The organism is Mycobacterium sp. Soil_C_30 (assembly GCF_057656995.1).
This window is the reverse complement of record NZ_JBDGJH010000011.1, coordinates 197,973-212,918: the sequence shown is the minus strand read 5'-3', so window position 1 is coordinate 212,918 and position 14,946 is coordinate 197,973. Positions and strand designations below refer to the sequence as shown.

The 14,946-nt window shown below is 65.4% G+C and carries 12 protein-coding genes; 6 read left to right on the top strand and 6 right to left on the bottom strand.

Going from position 1 to position 14,946, the window contains the following annotated elements:
* The 5 genes from AC3A6P_RS21220 to AC3A6P_RS21200 all read right to left on the bottom strand — a co-directional run.
* Positions 1-818: beta-ketoacyl [acyl carrier protein] synthase domain-containing protein (locus AC3A6P_RS21220; protein ID WP_487693706.1), on the bottom strand; the 818-nt coding region annotated here is incomplete at its 3' end.
* A gap of 85 nt (positions 819-903) precedes the next feature.
* Positions 904-2,664, bottom strand: coding sequence for an AMP-binding protein (locus tag AC3A6P_RS21215; RefSeq protein WP_487693705.1), 1,761 nt, complete (start codon positions 2,662-2,664; stop codon positions 904-906).
* 447 nt (positions 2,665-3,111) lie between these two features.
* Positions 3,112-3,816, bottom strand: a complete 705-nt coding sequence (locus AC3A6P_RS21210) for a thioesterase II family protein (RefSeq protein WP_487693704.1) — start codon at positions 3,814-3,816, stop codon at positions 3,112-3,114.
* 185 nt (positions 3,817-4,001) lie between these two features.
* Positions 4,002-7,337 carry an isoleucine--tRNA ligase gene (gene ileS, locus AC3A6P_RS21205; RefSeq protein WP_487693703.1) on the bottom strand — a complete coding sequence of 1,112 codons (3,336 nt, stop codon included), beginning with the start codon at positions 7,335-7,337 and terminating at the stop codon, positions 4,002-4,004.
* Positions 7,338-7,493: 156 nt separating this feature from the next.
* Positions 7,494-8,132, bottom strand: a complete 639-nt coding sequence (locus AC3A6P_RS21200) for a hypothetical protein (RefSeq protein WP_487693702.1) — start codon at positions 8,130-8,132, stop codon at positions 7,494-7,496.
* Between the two features lie 134 nt (positions 8,133-8,266).
* Between AC3A6P_RS21200 and AC3A6P_RS21195 the strand changes: the two genes are divergently transcribed.
* The 3 genes from AC3A6P_RS21195 (at position 8,267) to AC3A6P_RS21185 (ending at position 11,458) form a co-directional block, all read left to right on the top strand.
* Positions 8,267-8,665, top strand: coding sequence for an XRE family transcriptional regulator (locus AC3A6P_RS21195; protein ID WP_487693701.1), 399 nt, complete (start codon positions 8,267-8,269; stop codon positions 8,663-8,665).
* Positions 8,666-8,709: 44 nt separating this feature from the next.
* Positions 8,710-9,444 carry a hypothetical protein gene (locus tag AC3A6P_RS21190; protein ID WP_487693700.1) on the top strand — a complete coding sequence of 245 codons (735 nt, stop codon included), beginning with the start codon at positions 8,710-8,712 and terminating at the stop codon, positions 9,442-9,444.
* A gap of 259 nt (positions 9,445-9,703) precedes the next feature.
* Positions 9,704-11,458 (top strand): AMP-binding protein, encoded by a 1,755-nt coding sequence (locus AC3A6P_RS21185; RefSeq protein ID WP_487693699.1) that lies wholly within the window; start codon positions 9,704-9,706, stop codon positions 11,456-11,458.
* Positions 11,459-11,464: 6 nt separating this feature from the next.
* Here the strand turns inward: AC3A6P_RS21185 and AC3A6P_RS21180 are convergent, their stop codons facing one another.
* The gene (locus AC3A6P_RS21180) at positions 11,465-12,301 is read right to left on the bottom strand and encodes a glycosyltransferase family 2 protein (protein WP_487693698.1); all 837 of its coding nucleotides are present in this window, start codon (positions 12,299-12,301) and stop codon (positions 11,465-11,467) included.
* Positions 12,302-12,488: 187 nt separating this feature from the next.
* On the opposite strand from AC3A6P_RS21180, the gene AC3A6P_RS21175 reads away from it, so the two are divergent.
* The 3 genes from AC3A6P_RS21175 to AC3A6P_RS21165 are packed head-to-tail and all read left to right on the top strand — an operon-like array spanning position 12,489 to position 14,946.
* Positions 12,489-13,418, top strand: coding sequence for an ATP-binding cassette domain-containing protein (locus AC3A6P_RS21175; protein ID WP_487693697.1), 930 nt, complete (start codon positions 12,489-12,491; stop codon positions 13,416-13,418).
* Positions 13,415-14,158 carry an ABC transporter permease gene (locus AC3A6P_RS21170; protein WP_487693696.1) on the top strand — a complete coding sequence of 248 codons (744 nt, stop codon included), beginning with the start codon at positions 13,415-13,417 and terminating at the stop codon, positions 14,156-14,158. Before AC3A6P_RS21175 ends, AC3A6P_RS21170 begins: the two co-directional genes overlap by 4 nt.
* A complete protein-coding gene (locus tag AC3A6P_RS21165) occupies positions 14,155-14,946 on the top strand; it encodes an ABC transporter permease (protein ID WP_487693695.1) in 792 nt (263 codons plus the stop codon). Before AC3A6P_RS21170 ends, AC3A6P_RS21165 begins: the two co-directional genes overlap by 4 nt.

The following is a 14,946-nucleotide window of genomic DNA, read 5'->3' as shown; positions in this document are numbered from 1 at the left end:
ACATACCCATCAGCAGCAGCATCAAAGGTCTTACACAACCCATCCGGCGCCAACATCCCCCACCGCGAACACGCGATGCTGCCCTCCGGCGTCAGCAACAAATTGACCCCTGCCGCCAGGGCCTGATCGCTTTCCCGGCGCCGCAAACTCTGACATGCCAAATGCACCGCCACCAACGACGACGAACACGCCGTGTCGATCACCACCGCCGGCCCATGCACCCCCAAGAAATACGACAACCGACCCGCCGCAAAATTCGACGCATTACCGAAGGCGAAATATGGATCGACGTCCTCGGGCGCCATCTGGCGCGAAAAGGCAAGGTAGGAATAATCACTCGTGGTCAGACCCACGAACACCGACGTCTGCGAGCCGCGGATGGCGTGCGCGGTGATCCCCGCATCCTCCAACGCCTCCCACGCCACCTCCAACAACAACCGCTGCTGAGGATCCATCCCCGCCGCCTCCCGCGGCGACATCCCGAAAAACTCCGCATCGAACTCATCCGGCTGCCACGACGTCAAAAACCCGCCCTCACCCGAACAGATCGTCCCCGGCACCGTGTGATCCGACGAGCAGTACGCGTCGGCGTCCCACCGCTGCTCCGGCACCCGCACAATCCCACTGCCACCATCACGCAACAACTGCCAGAACTGCTCCGGCGAATCAGCCCCACCCGGAAAACGACAACCCATCCCCACCACGGCAATCGGCTCGACATCACCGCGCTCGGCAATCTCCAACCGCGCACTCAAGTCATCGATCTTCTTCAACGCCTCAGTGACAATCGCCCGACGATCCAAGGGCGCAACTGACATCCCGCTCAACCCAACACCTTTCAGAAAACTTTCTGAACCAACTCACCTTGCCGGTGAATCCCCCGCCGCCGGTGCCGAGGTTTGGTCAACTCCGAACGGCGCCGTCCAGACGGGCGAAACCGTCACGTCCGTAGAGTTCGATACACGAGGACCGACGGATCTTGCCGCTGGTCGTGATGGGGATCGACCCGGGCGCCACCATCACGAGGTCAGACACCCGCAGCCCATGGGACCGCGAAATCGCCGACGTCACTTCCCGCTTGACGGTTTGAATGCGGTCCAGCGCCTCTGCCGAGCCACCCCGGTCCTTGATCTCCACGATGGCGATCAGCTGCTCGCTGCGGTCGTCGGCGACGGTGATGGCCGCGACGCGCCCGCCGCTGATCTCCTGGATCGTCGCCTCGATGTCGTCGGGGTAGTGGTTACGTCCGTCGACGATCAACAGGTCCTTGATCCGGCCGATGACAAAGAGCTCACCCTCGGAGAGCACACCCAGGTCGCCCGTGCGCAGCCATGGTCCCTGCGGTGTGCCCGGCGACGGGTCGACGAGCTGGCCACCGAACGTCCGCGCCGAGGCCTGCGGTTTGCGCCAGTAACCCGCCGACACGTTCTCGCCGGACACCCAGATCTCCCCGACCTTGTCGGGAGGGTTCTCGATACAGGTATCCGGGTCGACGATCCGCACCGTGCACGCACGCGGTCTCCCGTGGCCGATCAGTTCGACACCGGCTCCGTCGTCGCAACGCACTGCATACGACTGCGAGAGCTTCTCGTAATCGAATCGGACTGCCGACGGCTTGTGCCCCGGCAGGGCCGACGCCACGTACACCGTCGCCTCGGCGAGGCCGTAGGCCGCACGCAGTGCCGTCTCGGGGAGGTTGAACTTCGCGAATCGCTCGGCGAACCGCCGCAGTGTCGCGGCCTGCACCCGCTCGGCCCCGCTCATGAAGCTGGACACATGCGCCAGGTCCAGCCCGGCCATGTCCTCGTCGGAGGTTCGGCGCACCGCCAGCTCGTACGCGAAATTCGGTGCAGCAGTGACAGGTTGGCTGTTCTTCGCCACGAGCTGCATCCACCGGGCCGGCTTCTGCAGGAACGCCATGGGGCTGGTCAGCACGCACGACATGTCGTACTCGATGGGGGCGAAGACTCCCAGGATCAGCCCCATGTCGTGGTAAAAGGGCAGCCATGACACGAACGTGGTGCCAGGCGGTCTGACGCCGCCGGTGTCTTCGAAGTAGTCGGCCTCGATCTGGCGGAGGTTGGCGATGAGGCTCTCGTGAGTCACCATCACACCGGCAGGGGTACGCGTCGAGCCTGAAGTGTATTGCAGGAACGCCGTTTTGGGGCGCTCCTGCTGCCCGGGGGCGGGCGCCGCCGGAGAGTCGAGATCCAGCGCGTCGACCTCCACCACTGCCGGCCCGCCCGAGACGGCCGACAGCGACGGCATCACGGCATCGACGGCCGACGAGGTGGTGAGCACAACGGTGGGTGTGCAGTCCTTCAGCACCGCGGTGGCCCGCTCGTCGTGCACACCCAACATCGGCACCGGAAGCGGCACGGCGACGAAGCCGGCTTCCAGCGCCCCGAGTACGCCGATGACGTAGTCCAGGCTCTGCGGCGCCAGGATGGCGGCCCGGTCACCGACGGCGCCGTGCCTGCGCAACTCCTGGGCAACGACCCGAACCCGGTTGTAGACCTGCGACCAGGTAAGAGATTCAGCAAATCCGGCCGGGTCCACGTCGTAGTCGACGAACGTGTAAGCGATGTCGTCGGGCTGTTGTTGTGCACGCCGCTTCAACACCGCGGTGACGGGCTCGTTTATGGATTTATCACGTACAGACATCACTAACCCCTACTTCCCCCGGGCTCGAGTGAACTGGCTGTAATCACCCGACATGTGTTCGGCTGACCCAACGCGGACACTAACACCGAAAAGTCGCACTGTGCTTCGTTCTCAGCGAATCTTTATTCGTATGCATGCGTTTGGAGTTTGCGCTGCAGACCGGGACCAGTTTCTATGCTGTGAACGCTGATCTGAGCGAATTACGGCTTTCAAATGCAGCTTGATCCACACCCAAGTGTTTGCTGTTAACACAATGGGTGGGACTAGATCGATCACTGGATCTAGGTAAAAGGGACTAGATAGCAAACATTTGGAATGCGTTGCGCGTGCGACTATTCCACACCACGAGACCTGCCCGCCGCACATTCATCGTTACACACCGAGACATGTGCCGCTCACCGCATGGCACGCCCGAGCCGAAGCCCGCGTCAAGCGAGTCGGATCAGGTCATCGTCCACAGCACGCCGAGAGTTTCCCCTCGATGTCCGTGACCAGATCCAGCAAATTCTCTGTCAGATAAAAATGGTGTCCGGCAAACTTTCGGACCACACATTCGGCCGTCGTGCGCTGCGCCCACGGCTCTACCTTCTCGAGCGTCGCGACCTCGTCGTCGTCGGCGTAGAACACAAAAATCGGGCAGGACAGCACGGCCTCTGGAGGGCATTCGTACTTGCTGATCGCCTTCAACCCGCGCAATGTCGGCAGGATCCTGGCGGCAAATTCCTCGTTCTCCAGGAACTCCGGATTGACACCCATCATCTGACTCACCGCGTCGAGCAGGCCGCGGTCGGAGTCGGGAATGTAGTCATAGCCCACGCGGCCCGGCGCGGCGACCGCTGACACGAAGAGCGCGCCGATGCCGTGCCCGTCGGCCTCCAGCCGCCGGGCCACCTCGAAGGCCACGAGGCCGCCCATGCTGTGGCCGAAAAACGCGATGTTCGGTGAGTCTTCACCAATCGGCGGAAGCTTGCGACACACTTCGTCGGCGAGTTCAGAGATGCTCGTGAAGGACGCCAGATCGTGGGTTCCCCCTTTACCGGGGTACTGCACCGCTACCCGTTTGACATCCATGGTGAAAGTCCTTGCAAACGGGACATAGAAGCTCGGAGCCCCACCGGCGTGCGGAAAGATGTACAGGGTTGGCGCAGTCACCCGGGTTACGGTATCCGTGGCACCGCCTTCGCGCGCGCGAAATCCGCTACGAATTCGGCACCGGCTGTAAACCGGTGTCCGGTGATCTCGGCGTCCCGCCGGGCGCCGAGGACAGCCGGTGTACGCCAGATCGGCGTGAGGCGTTGCGCGACAGGCGCTTTCGTCGCCTCACACCGATCTTGCGGCTACCTGGTGACTTTCACCATCCGCACCGGATAGCCGGCGCCGATGGTGCCGGTCGCGCCGCTGGAATCCACGCCGACAGGTGCGGATTCGGGATCGTCGGTGATGTCGAACTGGACCGCCAGCACCTCATCGGCGATGAGGTCGGCGAAGTCGGCCCGCCACCCCGCGGGCAACTCGGGCACCGTCAGCTCGAGCCGGATCCGGTCCCCGACGTCGAGACCCTGCTGGCGACGGAACTCCTGGAGCTCGCGGATGATGTCACGTGCCCACCCTTCGGCCTCCAGCTCGGGTGTCACCGCGCCGTCGAGCACCACCAGACCGGCCCCCTCCGGCAGCGCCGCAGTGAACTCCGGATCGGCGGCCACCAGTTTGGAGGTGTACTCCTCGGGCAACAAGGTGGCCGGGCCGGCGGTCAACGTCCCGTCCGGGTTCACCACCCCCTCGCCCGCCTTGACCGCCTTGATGGCGGCCTGTACGTCCTTGCCGATCCGCGGACCGGCAGCGCGGGCGTTGACCGCCAACTCGAAGCGGCCGTGGGCGGCGATATCGTCGGTGAGCTCTACGGACTTGACGTTGAGCTCGTCGGCGATCAGATTGGTGAACGGTGCCAGCTGAGCCGGATTATCCACCGCGACAGTCAGTTTGGGCAACGGCAGCCGAACCCGTAGCTTCTTGGCCTTGCGCAGCGAAGACCCGACCGAACACACCTCGCGCACCTGGTCCATGGCTGCCACCAGCGCCGGGTCATGCGGCAGGATGTCGGCTTCCGGCCAGTCGGTCAGGTGCACCGACCGCCCTCCCGTCAGCCCGCGCCAGATCACCTCGGTGGCCAGCGGCAGCAACGGCGCCGCCAGCCGCGTGGTCACCTCGAGGACGGTGTGCAGGGTGTCGATGGCGTCGGCATCCTCCTCCCAGAACCGGCTGCGCGAACGCCGCACGTACCAGTTGGTGAGCGCCTCGGTGAACTGTCGCAGCTGTTCGCAGGCCCCCGAGATGTCACAGGTGTCCAGCGCAGGGGTGAGGCTCGTCCGCAGCTCGGCCAGCTTGGCCAGGATGTAGCGATCCAGCACATGCTGCGAATCCGTGCGCCAGGTGCCGACTTTCGGCGCATACAACGTCAGGAAGCTGTAGGCGTTCCACAGTGGTAACAACACCTGACGGACGCCTTCGCGAATCCCCTGCTCGGTGACAACCAGGTTGCCGCCGCGCAGGATCGGTGAAGCCATCAGGAACCACCGCATGGCATCGGAGCCGTCGCGGTCGAACACCTCGGACACATCCGGGTAGTTACGCAGCGACTTGCTCATCTTCTGGCCGTCGTTGCCCAGCACGATGCCGTGGCTGACGCAGGTCTTGAACGCCGGCTTGTCGAACAACGCGGTGGCCAACACATGCAGGGTGTAGAACCAGCCGCGGGTCTGGCCGATGTATTCGACGATGAAATCGCCGGGAAAGTGCGCATCGACGCCCGACTCGCCCTCGGGCCCACTCACCCCGTCGAACCACTTCTGGTTCTCGAACGGGTAATGCACCTGCGCATAGGGCATCGAACCGGAGTCGAACCACACGTCGAGCACGTCCTCGATGCGCCGCATGGTCGACTTCCCGGTCGGGTCATCGGGATTGGGCCGGGTCAGTTCGTCGATGAACGGCCGGTGCAGATTGTCCGGCCGCACGCCGAAGTCACGCTCGAGCTCGTCGAGGCTGCCGTAGACGTCGATACGCGGGTAGTTCGGGTCGTCGGACTTCCACACCGGAATCGGGGTGCCCCAGTAGCGGTTTCGCGAGATCGACCAGTCGCGGGCACCCTGGAGCCACTTGCCGAACTGACCGTCCTTGACGTGCTCGGGGTACCAGGTGATCTGCTGGTTCAGTTCGACCATCCGGTCGCGGAACTCGGTGACCTTGACGAACCACGACGACACCGCCCGGTAGATCAGCGGATTGCGGCACCGCCAGCAGTGCGGGTACGAGTGCTCGTAGGTTTCGTGGCGCAGCAGGACCGCGCCGTTGGCCGCGGCCGAACCGGTGCCGTTCTTCAGGTCGCGGATGATGTTGGGGTTGGCGTCGAACACGTGCTGACCCTGGTAATCCGGCACGGTCACATCGAAGCGGCCGCGGGTATCGACGGGCGTCACCGGGATGATGCCGACGGTGTCGGTGGTCGCCTTGTCGTCCTCGCCGTAGGCCGGCGCCATGTGCACGATGCCGGTGCCGTCTTCGGTCGTGACGAACTCACCACGCAGCACCTGAAAGGCGTTGTGTGCCTGCTCTGTCTCCGTGAAGTACGGGAAGGGCGGGAGGTAGCGGGTGCCGAGCAGCTGCTCACCGGTGACGGTGGCCACGACGGTGGGCTCCTCCCCCAGCTCGCGCGCGTAGGCACCCAGCCGGGCGGCCGCCAGCACATACCGCCGGCCATCGCTTCCCTCGACCTGGACGTACTCGACGTCGGGATTGACCGCGACGGCCTGATTGGACGGCAGGGTCCACGGGGTGGTGGTCCACACCAACAGGTGTGAGCCGGCCAGTGGCCCGTCGGTGAGCGCGAAACCCACGGTGATCGCCGGGTCCTGCCGGCTCTGGTAGACGTCGTCGTCCATGCGCAGCTCGTGGCTCGACAACGGTGTCTCGTCATTCCAGCAGTACGGCAGCACGCGGACGCCCTCGTAGGCCAGGCCCTTGTCCCACAGCTGTTTGAACGCCCAGATCACCGACTCCATGAAGCTGGGATCGAGCGTCTTGTAGTCGTTGTCGAAGTCCACCCAGCGCGCCTGCCGCGTCACATAACTGCGCCACTCGTTGGTGTACTTGAGCACCGACGCACGGCATGCGTCGTTGAACTTCTCGATGCCCATCTCTTCGATCTGGGCCTTGTCGGTGATGTCGAGCTGGCGCTGCACCTCGAGTTCGGCGGGCAGCCCGTGGGTGTCCCAACCGAACCGGCGCTCCACCTTGAAACCGCGCATGGTGCGGTAGCGGGGAACGATGTCCTTCACATAGCCGGTGAGCAGATGCCCGTAGTGCGGCAGCCCGTTGGCGAAAGGAGGCCCGTCGTAGAAGACGTATTCCGGAGCGTCGTCGCGGCGCGCGACACTGGCCCGGAAGGTGTCGTCGGCCTCCCAGTAGGCCAGTACGTCGGCTTCGAGCGCCGGAAAATCGGGCGTCCCGCCCGCCGGCTTGGCGTAGGCCTTGTGTTCAGCGTGATCTGTCACTGCGTCCGTCGTCTCCTGCGTCCCACTGTCGTGCCTGTCTCGGCACGGGGACGACGACGCGCATCGAGCGCGAGCGCCGCGGTACCACCCCGCTTGCACACGTATGAGAACGTGGCCGCTCATTCAGGGGCGGTGACGGGCCCCACGCGTTCGGTTCTACTGAGCCGCCCGGGGGCGGCCGTTCTTCCGAAGACTCCCCGGTGATGTCCGGATCGACGCCGCTGATGATTCGGTATTGCTTCGAAGCCGAATTCTACCGGCGGAGGCAAATCGGCTGGATCAGCCGGCGTGCACCCAGCTGGTACCCGACCCGAGATCGGACCCGTGCAGCGGCGCCGCCGCCTCGGAAGTCAGTTCGATCAACGCCAGCGAGAATTGCTCGGCAAGTTCTTCGACGGTGTAGCTGTTGAAGCGCCGGGTGTCATACCACCAGTCGAGCTGGACGACATCGCCGCGGCGCGATGCGCACAACTGAAGGGCTCGGGTGGCGCTGAGTTCGACCGGGGCGGTACCGGTGGGTGAGAAAGCCACCGCCGCGTCGGCGAGTGCGGCGCCGGCCTGGACGCCGCTGAGCCCCAGCAGACTCTCGACTTCGAGCAGGACTTCATCGGCGTTCGTGTCACGCGGGGAGGCGCACCGCAATGCGATGGTGGCACCCGCAAACTTGCCGTCGGTGATGTCGACGGGGACGAAGCCGGCACCCAGGGTGCGCTCGACCGCCCGGCTCAGCGTGGCCAGCAGCAACGCGTCGGCCGCCACCCCCAAACCGGCCACCGCACCGTCGAACTCGGCACTGAGGACGTCCGACAGAGGAGCCGACAGCGGGACGATCTGGTCGTGGCCGGGAGCGCCGGGAACGTCGTGATCGGCCACGCGGACCACGGGACCGGGCAACCAGGTGACTGAAGGAGCGACCATGCGGGTAACCGTACACGGATGTCCCAAAAATGGGAGACCTATCCCGAAAGTGTGACGGCCATGTCAATAAAACGGTTGTTGTCTAAATAGTGGTTGCTGGTGCCCAATATCGGGATCCGGTCTATGGTGTATTGGTGCCACGTACGGACGAGAACGGCAGACAGCTCAAAGCGCTGCTCGACTATCTCCTCGACGGCGATGTCGAAGCCAAACACATCTACGATGCGCTCGGGGTGTCCAGCAGCACCTATTACCGCCGCCTCAAAGAGGCCGACTATCCCAACGCCGAAGAATTACGGCTCGTCGCAGACAGATTCGACCTCAACTACCCGGATCTCCAGGTGCGGTTCGGCCTGATGACCCGCCAAGAGGTATGGCGCTACATCGAGTCGTCGCCCTTGATGGTGGCCACGACGCCGGACAAGGCCGCGGAGATGACGAGAGTCGCCGTGGCACCCCCGAGCACCAGCATCAGACACCGACTGCCCAGGCTGTCGGAATTGTCGCCGCGCCAAGACGTACCGCCGCTCTAGCGCTACAATTTGCTGACCGCAATTCAGCTCAAAGGCGTTACCTAATGGCACTTGCTGCACTCATCGTGATCACGATCGGTTGCATCGCGTGGAGCTTGTGGATCCGACGCGTCACCTGGTCGTGCCGCTGGGAGGTCGCCGCGACCCTCAACGTCGCGCTCCAGGGTGCCGCGATCCTGCTGATGTCACCGTTGGCGTCCGAGACCGTGGGCCACTGGCTGCACGCGCTGACCGGGGTCTGGAATCTCGAGGACTACATCGGCCACGACGCCTACATCGTCGCCGCCTCGGCAATCGTCTACAACGCACTTGGCCGGCTCCAGGACGACCACGCCATGCAGGCCACTTTCAAGCAGTACGTCGAACGCCCCGCAACGCTGTGCATCCCGGCGCTGCTGGTGGCCTTCTCCCTGGGTAACGGCGCCGAGATCTACCGGGCCGACTTCTTCCAGGTCCCCACCGACTTCTGGCTCAGCACCTACTGGCTGATCCTGTGCGGCATGCTGATCTACCTGCTCGGCTACGGTGCGCGCGCCCTGATGATCCTGCGCCGCGATCCGCGGTCGCGGATGATCGCCAACGTCTATCTGATCGCGTCCGCCAGCGGCATCGTCGCCTGTGCCGTACGCATCACCACCGCGTACGTACCCGGGTTCGCTGAGTGGGAGAACGGCAAAGCCGTGTGGTTCTTCGCCTGTGTCTGTGGCGCGGTCTTCGCCGTGGCCGCCGCTCACTCGTGGCGGATCAAAACGAAGTGGTTCACCCGGGTTTCCCGCTGAGCCAACGCCTGATCACTGCCGCTTCCTTCACTGAGCAAACCCCCGCAACCTCGGGTGGACGTTCCTCGGGACGCCCCTCGTGGGCCGCAACTGCCGGGCGGTGCCGCAGCGAATCACCCGTGCGCCGCTGTATCCGTGGGACGGCGGTTTCCACCGGAGGACGGCCGAAGGTGTCGCTCACCCCTATCGCGCGTCTGCGTCGCAACTGCCCCTATGCTCGAAGGATCGTTTGCCGAAGGTATTTGCGAAGGGCCTGTTTATGATCGCGTCATCCATTCCCGAAGTGCTACGGGAACGTGCGAGCCTGCAGCCGAACGACATCGCGTTCACCTTCGTCGATTACGACCACGATTGGGACGGCGTCGAAAAGAGCCTGACCTGGGCCCAGCTGTACCGGCGGACCGTCAGCCTGGCCAGTGAGCTGCGCGAGCACTCCGGAACCGGCGACCGCGCGGTGATCATCGCGCCGCAGGGCCTCGACTATCTGGTGGCCTTCCTGGCCACCCTCGAAGCCGGCGTCATCGGTGTGCCGTTGTCCACTCCGGTCCCCGGCCAGCACGACGAGCGGGTCAGTGCCGTGCTGGCCGACGCCGCCCCGACTGCGATCTTGACCACGTCGCCGGTCTCAGAGGTGGTCAGCGGATACGCCCACTCCCAGGGCTTGGCCGTGACCCCCGCAGTTATCGACGTGGATTTGCTGGACCTCGACGCCCGGCGCAAGCCGACCCCGCGCGGCCTCAAGCGGCCGGAGGTGGCATACCTGCAATACACCTCGGGTTCGACACGGACCCCGGCCGGTGTCATGGTGACGCACGCCAATCTCGCGGCCAATTTCGAACAGCAGGTCGCCGCGTACTTCTACGACCACGGCGGCGTCGCGCCGGAAGGCACCACCGTGGCGTCGTGGCTGCCCTTCTATCACGACATGGGACTGCTGCTCGGCGTGATCGCCCCCATCTTCGGTGGATGGCAGACCACGTTCACCACGCCGTTGGCCTTCCTCGCGCGGCCGGCCCGGTGGATGCAGCTGCTGGCCAAACTGCCGAACGCACTGACCGCCGGACCGAATTTCGCGTTCGAGCTGGCGGCGGGACGCACCTCGGACGCCGACATGGACGGCGTCGACCTCGGCAACGTCACCGCCGTCATCAGCGGAAGTGAGCGGGTGCACGACGCGACATTGAAACGATTCGCGCAGCGCTTCGCGCGTTTCAACCTCAAACCGGAGGTATTGCGCCCCTCGTACGGGCTGGCCGAAGCCGTGCTCTACGTGGCCACCGATCGGCCCGGCCGGCCCCCGAAAGTCGTCCACTTCGAAGGCGAGAAGCTCTCGGCGGGCCACGCCAAGGCGTGCAGCGGCGAAACCGGTACCCCGCTGGTCGGGTACGGCACCCCCGACTCCCCCAGCGTCCGGATCGTCGATCCCGAGTCGAGAAGGGAACGGGCGGCGGCCACCGTCGGCGAGATCTGGGTCCGGGGCGACAACGTGTGCCCCGGATACTGGGAGAAACCCGAACAATCCGCGCACACGTTCGGTGGGATGATCGCCGACCCCTCGCCGGGCACCGACGAAGGCCCGTGGCTGCGCACGGGCGATCTCGGCTTCCTCGCCGACGACGACCTGTTCATCGTCGGGCGGATCAAGGACCTGTTGATCGTCCGGGGCGTCAATCACTACCCCGACGACATCGAGGCCACCGTGCAGGAAATCAGCGGCGGCCGCGTGGCAGCCATCTCGGTGGACAAGGACCGCGCCGAACAACTCGTCGTGGTCGTCGAGGTGAAAAACAAGGGCGACGACGCCGAAGCGCGCGAGAAGCTGACCGCGCTGCGGAGCCGGATCGCCGCGGCGATCTCCCAGACCCATGCGCTCAGCGCCGCCGACATCGTGCTGGTGGGACGCGGCGCGATCCCGATCACCACCAGCGGCAAGATCAGGCGGGCCAGCTGTGTCGAGCTGTATCAGTCCGGCCGGTTCGACCGGCTGGACGCAGCTCTGGGCTCGCCGGCCTGACGGCGCTCAGCGGCCGGTCAGGTACCGGGTGAAGCCGTGCTTGCGGATGAGGTAGAGCACGGCCTTGCGTTCCTGTGCACTCCGGCTCTTGCCCCGGACGTCGATGTAGTGATGGATCAGTTCGATCGCCGGATCGAACTGGCGCTTGACGCCCAACCGGTCCAGGCGGATCGCCAGATCCTGCGCTTCGTGATAGCGGACCCCGGGGTCGTACCCACCGACCGACCGGAACACCCCGGCGTTGATCAGCATGTTGCCTTCGTGCAGCCAATAGGTCTCGCGTGGCACCGGCGGTTCGAAGATGTCCGGCCAGTACCTGCGGCCCGGTGTACCCACCCGGCGAATCGCCTTGACCAGCCACGGCCGGTCGCGGAACCGGTCCAATACCGGCGGCACCGCGACGAGACTGGCCTTGAGCGCGAACACCGGACCGAAATTGAAGGGGTCCTGGCTGCCGTCCGCCCGCCGCACCAGTCCGCCCACCGCACCCACCCCCTGCGCCGCGTACCGGGTGAACAACTGCCGCGCCACGCCGGCGATACCCTCGGTGACCAGATCCATGTCGGCGTCGACGAAATGGATGAGCGCCGAGTCCTCGGTCTGCCCGATGATCTGGTTGCGGTTGGCCCCGGCACCCTGATTCACCGGACTGCGGAGCATTTCGACCGCCGTGCCGAACTGCTCCACGACGTCGACGCTGTTGTCGGTGGAGGCGTCGTCGAGGACCACCACCCGGTCATACCCCTGCTTCAGAACCTGCGGCAGCAGCCTCTGCAGCGACTCGCCCATGTTGTAGTTGGGAATGGCCGCGACCACTGACGTCGGTGCGGGCGTGCTGCTCACTGGTCCCCCGGTCTGATCGGTCCTTCGATTGGTGCCGGCCACTACCGTATCTGCTGTGCTGCACGCCCCACGCGCAGCGAACCCCCTGGCCGGTGCGACCCTAGTCACGGCGCCGCCAGCTACCGAATCGGCCCCCGGGGGCCCGGTGAGCGGTTGAAAGCGCGATTACCCGCTGTATCGTTGATCCGTGATCGAGCTAAACGGCGTCACCAAGACGTTTGGGACCGTCCAAGCGTTGCGGGACGTCAGCTTCTCAGTGCCGACCGGTTCGGTTTGTGCACTTCTGGGCCACAACGGCGCCGGCAAGACCACGACGGTGAACATCCTGTCGACTTTGCTACGACCCTCCTCCGGGCAGGCCCTGGTGAGTGGTTTCGACGTCGCCCGGCAACCTGACAAAGTGCGCGAGAGCATTGGCGTCACCGGCCAGGACGCTTCGCTGGACATCATGTTGACCGGCCGGGAGAACCTGGTGCTGTTTTCGCGCCTTCGCGGATTCAAACGCAAAGACGCCCGCCGTCGCGCCGACGAACTCATCGAGCAGTTCGACCTCGTACGCGCCGCGGATCGGCCGATCCACACCTACTCCGGCGGAATGCGCCGACGGATCGACATCGCGGCCTCGCTGGTGGTCGCGCCCAGGGTGCTGTTTCTCGACGAACCGACCACGGGGCTGGACCCGCGCAGCCGTCGCGATGTGTGGACGCTGGTGTCCGAGCTGTCCGCCCAGGATGTCACGGTGCTGCTGACCACCCAGTACCTCGAGGAGGCCGACGTCCTGAGCGATTCGATCGTCATCCTCAACGGTGGCGAGGTGGTCGCCCGCGGCACCTCCGACGAGCTGAAAGGCCTGATGGGTTTCGCGTACTGCCAGGTCACGCCGGTGAGCCCCGACGATCTGGCCCCGATCGCCGAGGTGCTCTCCGACTTCGACGGCCTGGAGGTCGACCGGGATCTGAACACCGTGTCGGTACCCGCGGCTCAGGGGGTCACCACGTTGGGTGAGGTGTTCCGGCGGATCGAGCGACTCGAGGTGGAGCTGCTCGACATCTCGCTGCGCAAGCCGTCCCTCGACGAGGTCTTCCTGCACCTCACGGAGCGTCCCGTCACCGCATGAATGCACTGGTCACCCTGACCGAGCGGGTGTTGCGCAGTACTGTGCGCGATTTCGATCTGCTGATCGCCGTGCTCGCCCCGGTCTTCACCTTCGTCGGGTTCACGTTCGTGTTGCAGGACCTCATCGACACCGGCTCCATGAGTTATGCGCAGTACGTGCTACCCGCCATTGTCGTGCAGTCGGTGCTCTTCGGTGCGCTGACCACCGCCGACCGGGCCGCCCGCGATGCGGGGTCGGGTTTCGGCCGCCGACTGCACACCCTGTCCATCCCGACGCTGGTCCCGCTGCTGGCTCGGATGCTCTACTGCCTGATCCGGTCGGTCATCGTGATCGTCGCGGCGATCGCCGTCGCCTACCTGTTCGGGTTCCGGCTGACCGGTGGGGTGCTCTACTCGGTGGCCTTCGTGGTGGTGGCTCTGGTCCTGGCCTTGGCGCTGAATCTGGGCGCCGACGCCATCGGCACCCATGTGAAACGCATCGACGCCTCCAGCCAGCTGCTGCTGATTCCGCTGCTGGCTCTGGTGCTGCTGTCCACGGGTATGGCGCCGGCCGAGGCGTTCCCCGGGTGGGTGCAGCCCTTCGTGCGCGCCCAGCCGGTGTCGGTGGTGACCGAGACCTTGCGCGGTTTCACCGACGGCAGCGTCATGAGCGGCAACCTGGTGGCCACGCTGGCCTGGTGCGTCGGCCTGCTGCTGGTGTTCGGCACCCTCGCCACGCGACTGCAGAGGCGGACCGAATGACCGTGCTCCAGCCGGCCAAGACGACTTGGGCGGGAGAAAGCCTGATCTTCGCCGGACGGCTGATCCGGGGATGGCGGCGGCATCCGGCCGTGCCGATCCAGGGTGTGCTGTTCCCGACGGCGCTGCTGGTCTTCTATCACCTGCTCGCGGGTAAATCGATGGCCACCATCACGGGCACCGACAACCTCGAGAGCCTGGTGCCGATGTGCGCGCTGGCCGGCGGGATGTTCGGTGCGATCGGAGCGGGTCTGGCCCTGCCGATCGAGCGCAGCAACGGGCTGCTGAGCCGGTTCTGGACCCTGCCGGTACACCGGGCCAGTGCCATCACCGGGCGGCTTCTCGCCGAGGCTGCCCGCACCCTGCTCGGCGTCGTCATCATCACCGCCGTGGGCGTGGCGCTCGGACTTCGCTTCCAGGGCAACCTGTTCACGCTCATCCCCTACCTGCTGCTACCAGTGCTGGTGGTGGTCACCTTCTCGATGCTGGTGATGACACTGGCCCTCAAATCCGGTGGCAATGCCGTCTTCATGTGGCTCGGCACCAGTTCGGTGGGTCTGGCGTTCTGCAGTCCGGGCATCGCCCCCGTGGCGTCGTTCCCCGGCTGGCTGCAACCGGTGATCCAGTATCAGCCGCTGTCACCGGCGATCGAGACCATGCGGGCGCTCACCGAGGGTGATCCCGCGCTGGGCTCTCTGCTCATCGCGCTGGCCTGGATCGCCGTGATCGCGGGGATCTTCGGGCCGCTGGTGATCCGGCAATACCGGATCGCGGCCGAATCCGTTCAGTGA

What these genes read in the sequence shown, in the direction of transcription:
- AC3A6P_RS21215 (WP_487693705.1), bottom strand. Translation starts at nt 2,664, where the DNA reads ATGTCTGTACGTGATAAATCCATAAACGAGCCCGTCACCGCGGTGTTG.
- ileS (WP_487693703.1), bottom strand. Translation starts at nt 7,337, where the DNA reads ATGAGCGGCCACGTTCTCATACGTGTGCAAGCGGGGTGGTACCGCGGC.
- AC3A6P_RS21200 (WP_487693702.1), bottom strand. Translation starts at nt 8,132, where the DNA reads ATGGTCGCTCCTTCAGTCACCTGGTTGCCCGGTCCCGTGGTCCGCGTG.
- AC3A6P_RS21190 (WP_487693700.1), top strand. Translation starts at nt 8,710, where the DNA reads ATGGCACTTGCTGCACTCATCGTGATCACGATCGGTTGCATCGCGTGG.
- AC3A6P_RS21185 (WP_487693699.1), top strand. Translation starts at nt 9,704, where the DNA reads ATGATCGCGTCATCCATTCCCGAAGTGCTACGGGAACGTGCGAGCCTG.
- AC3A6P_RS21170 (WP_487693696.1), top strand. Translation starts at nt 13,415, where the DNA reads ATGAATGCACTGGTCACCCTGACCGAGCGGGTGTTGCGCAGTACTGTG.
- AC3A6P_RS21165 (WP_487693695.1), top strand. Translation starts at nt 14,155, where the DNA reads ATGACCGTGCTCCAGCCGGCCAAGACGACTTGGGCGGGAGAAAGCCTG.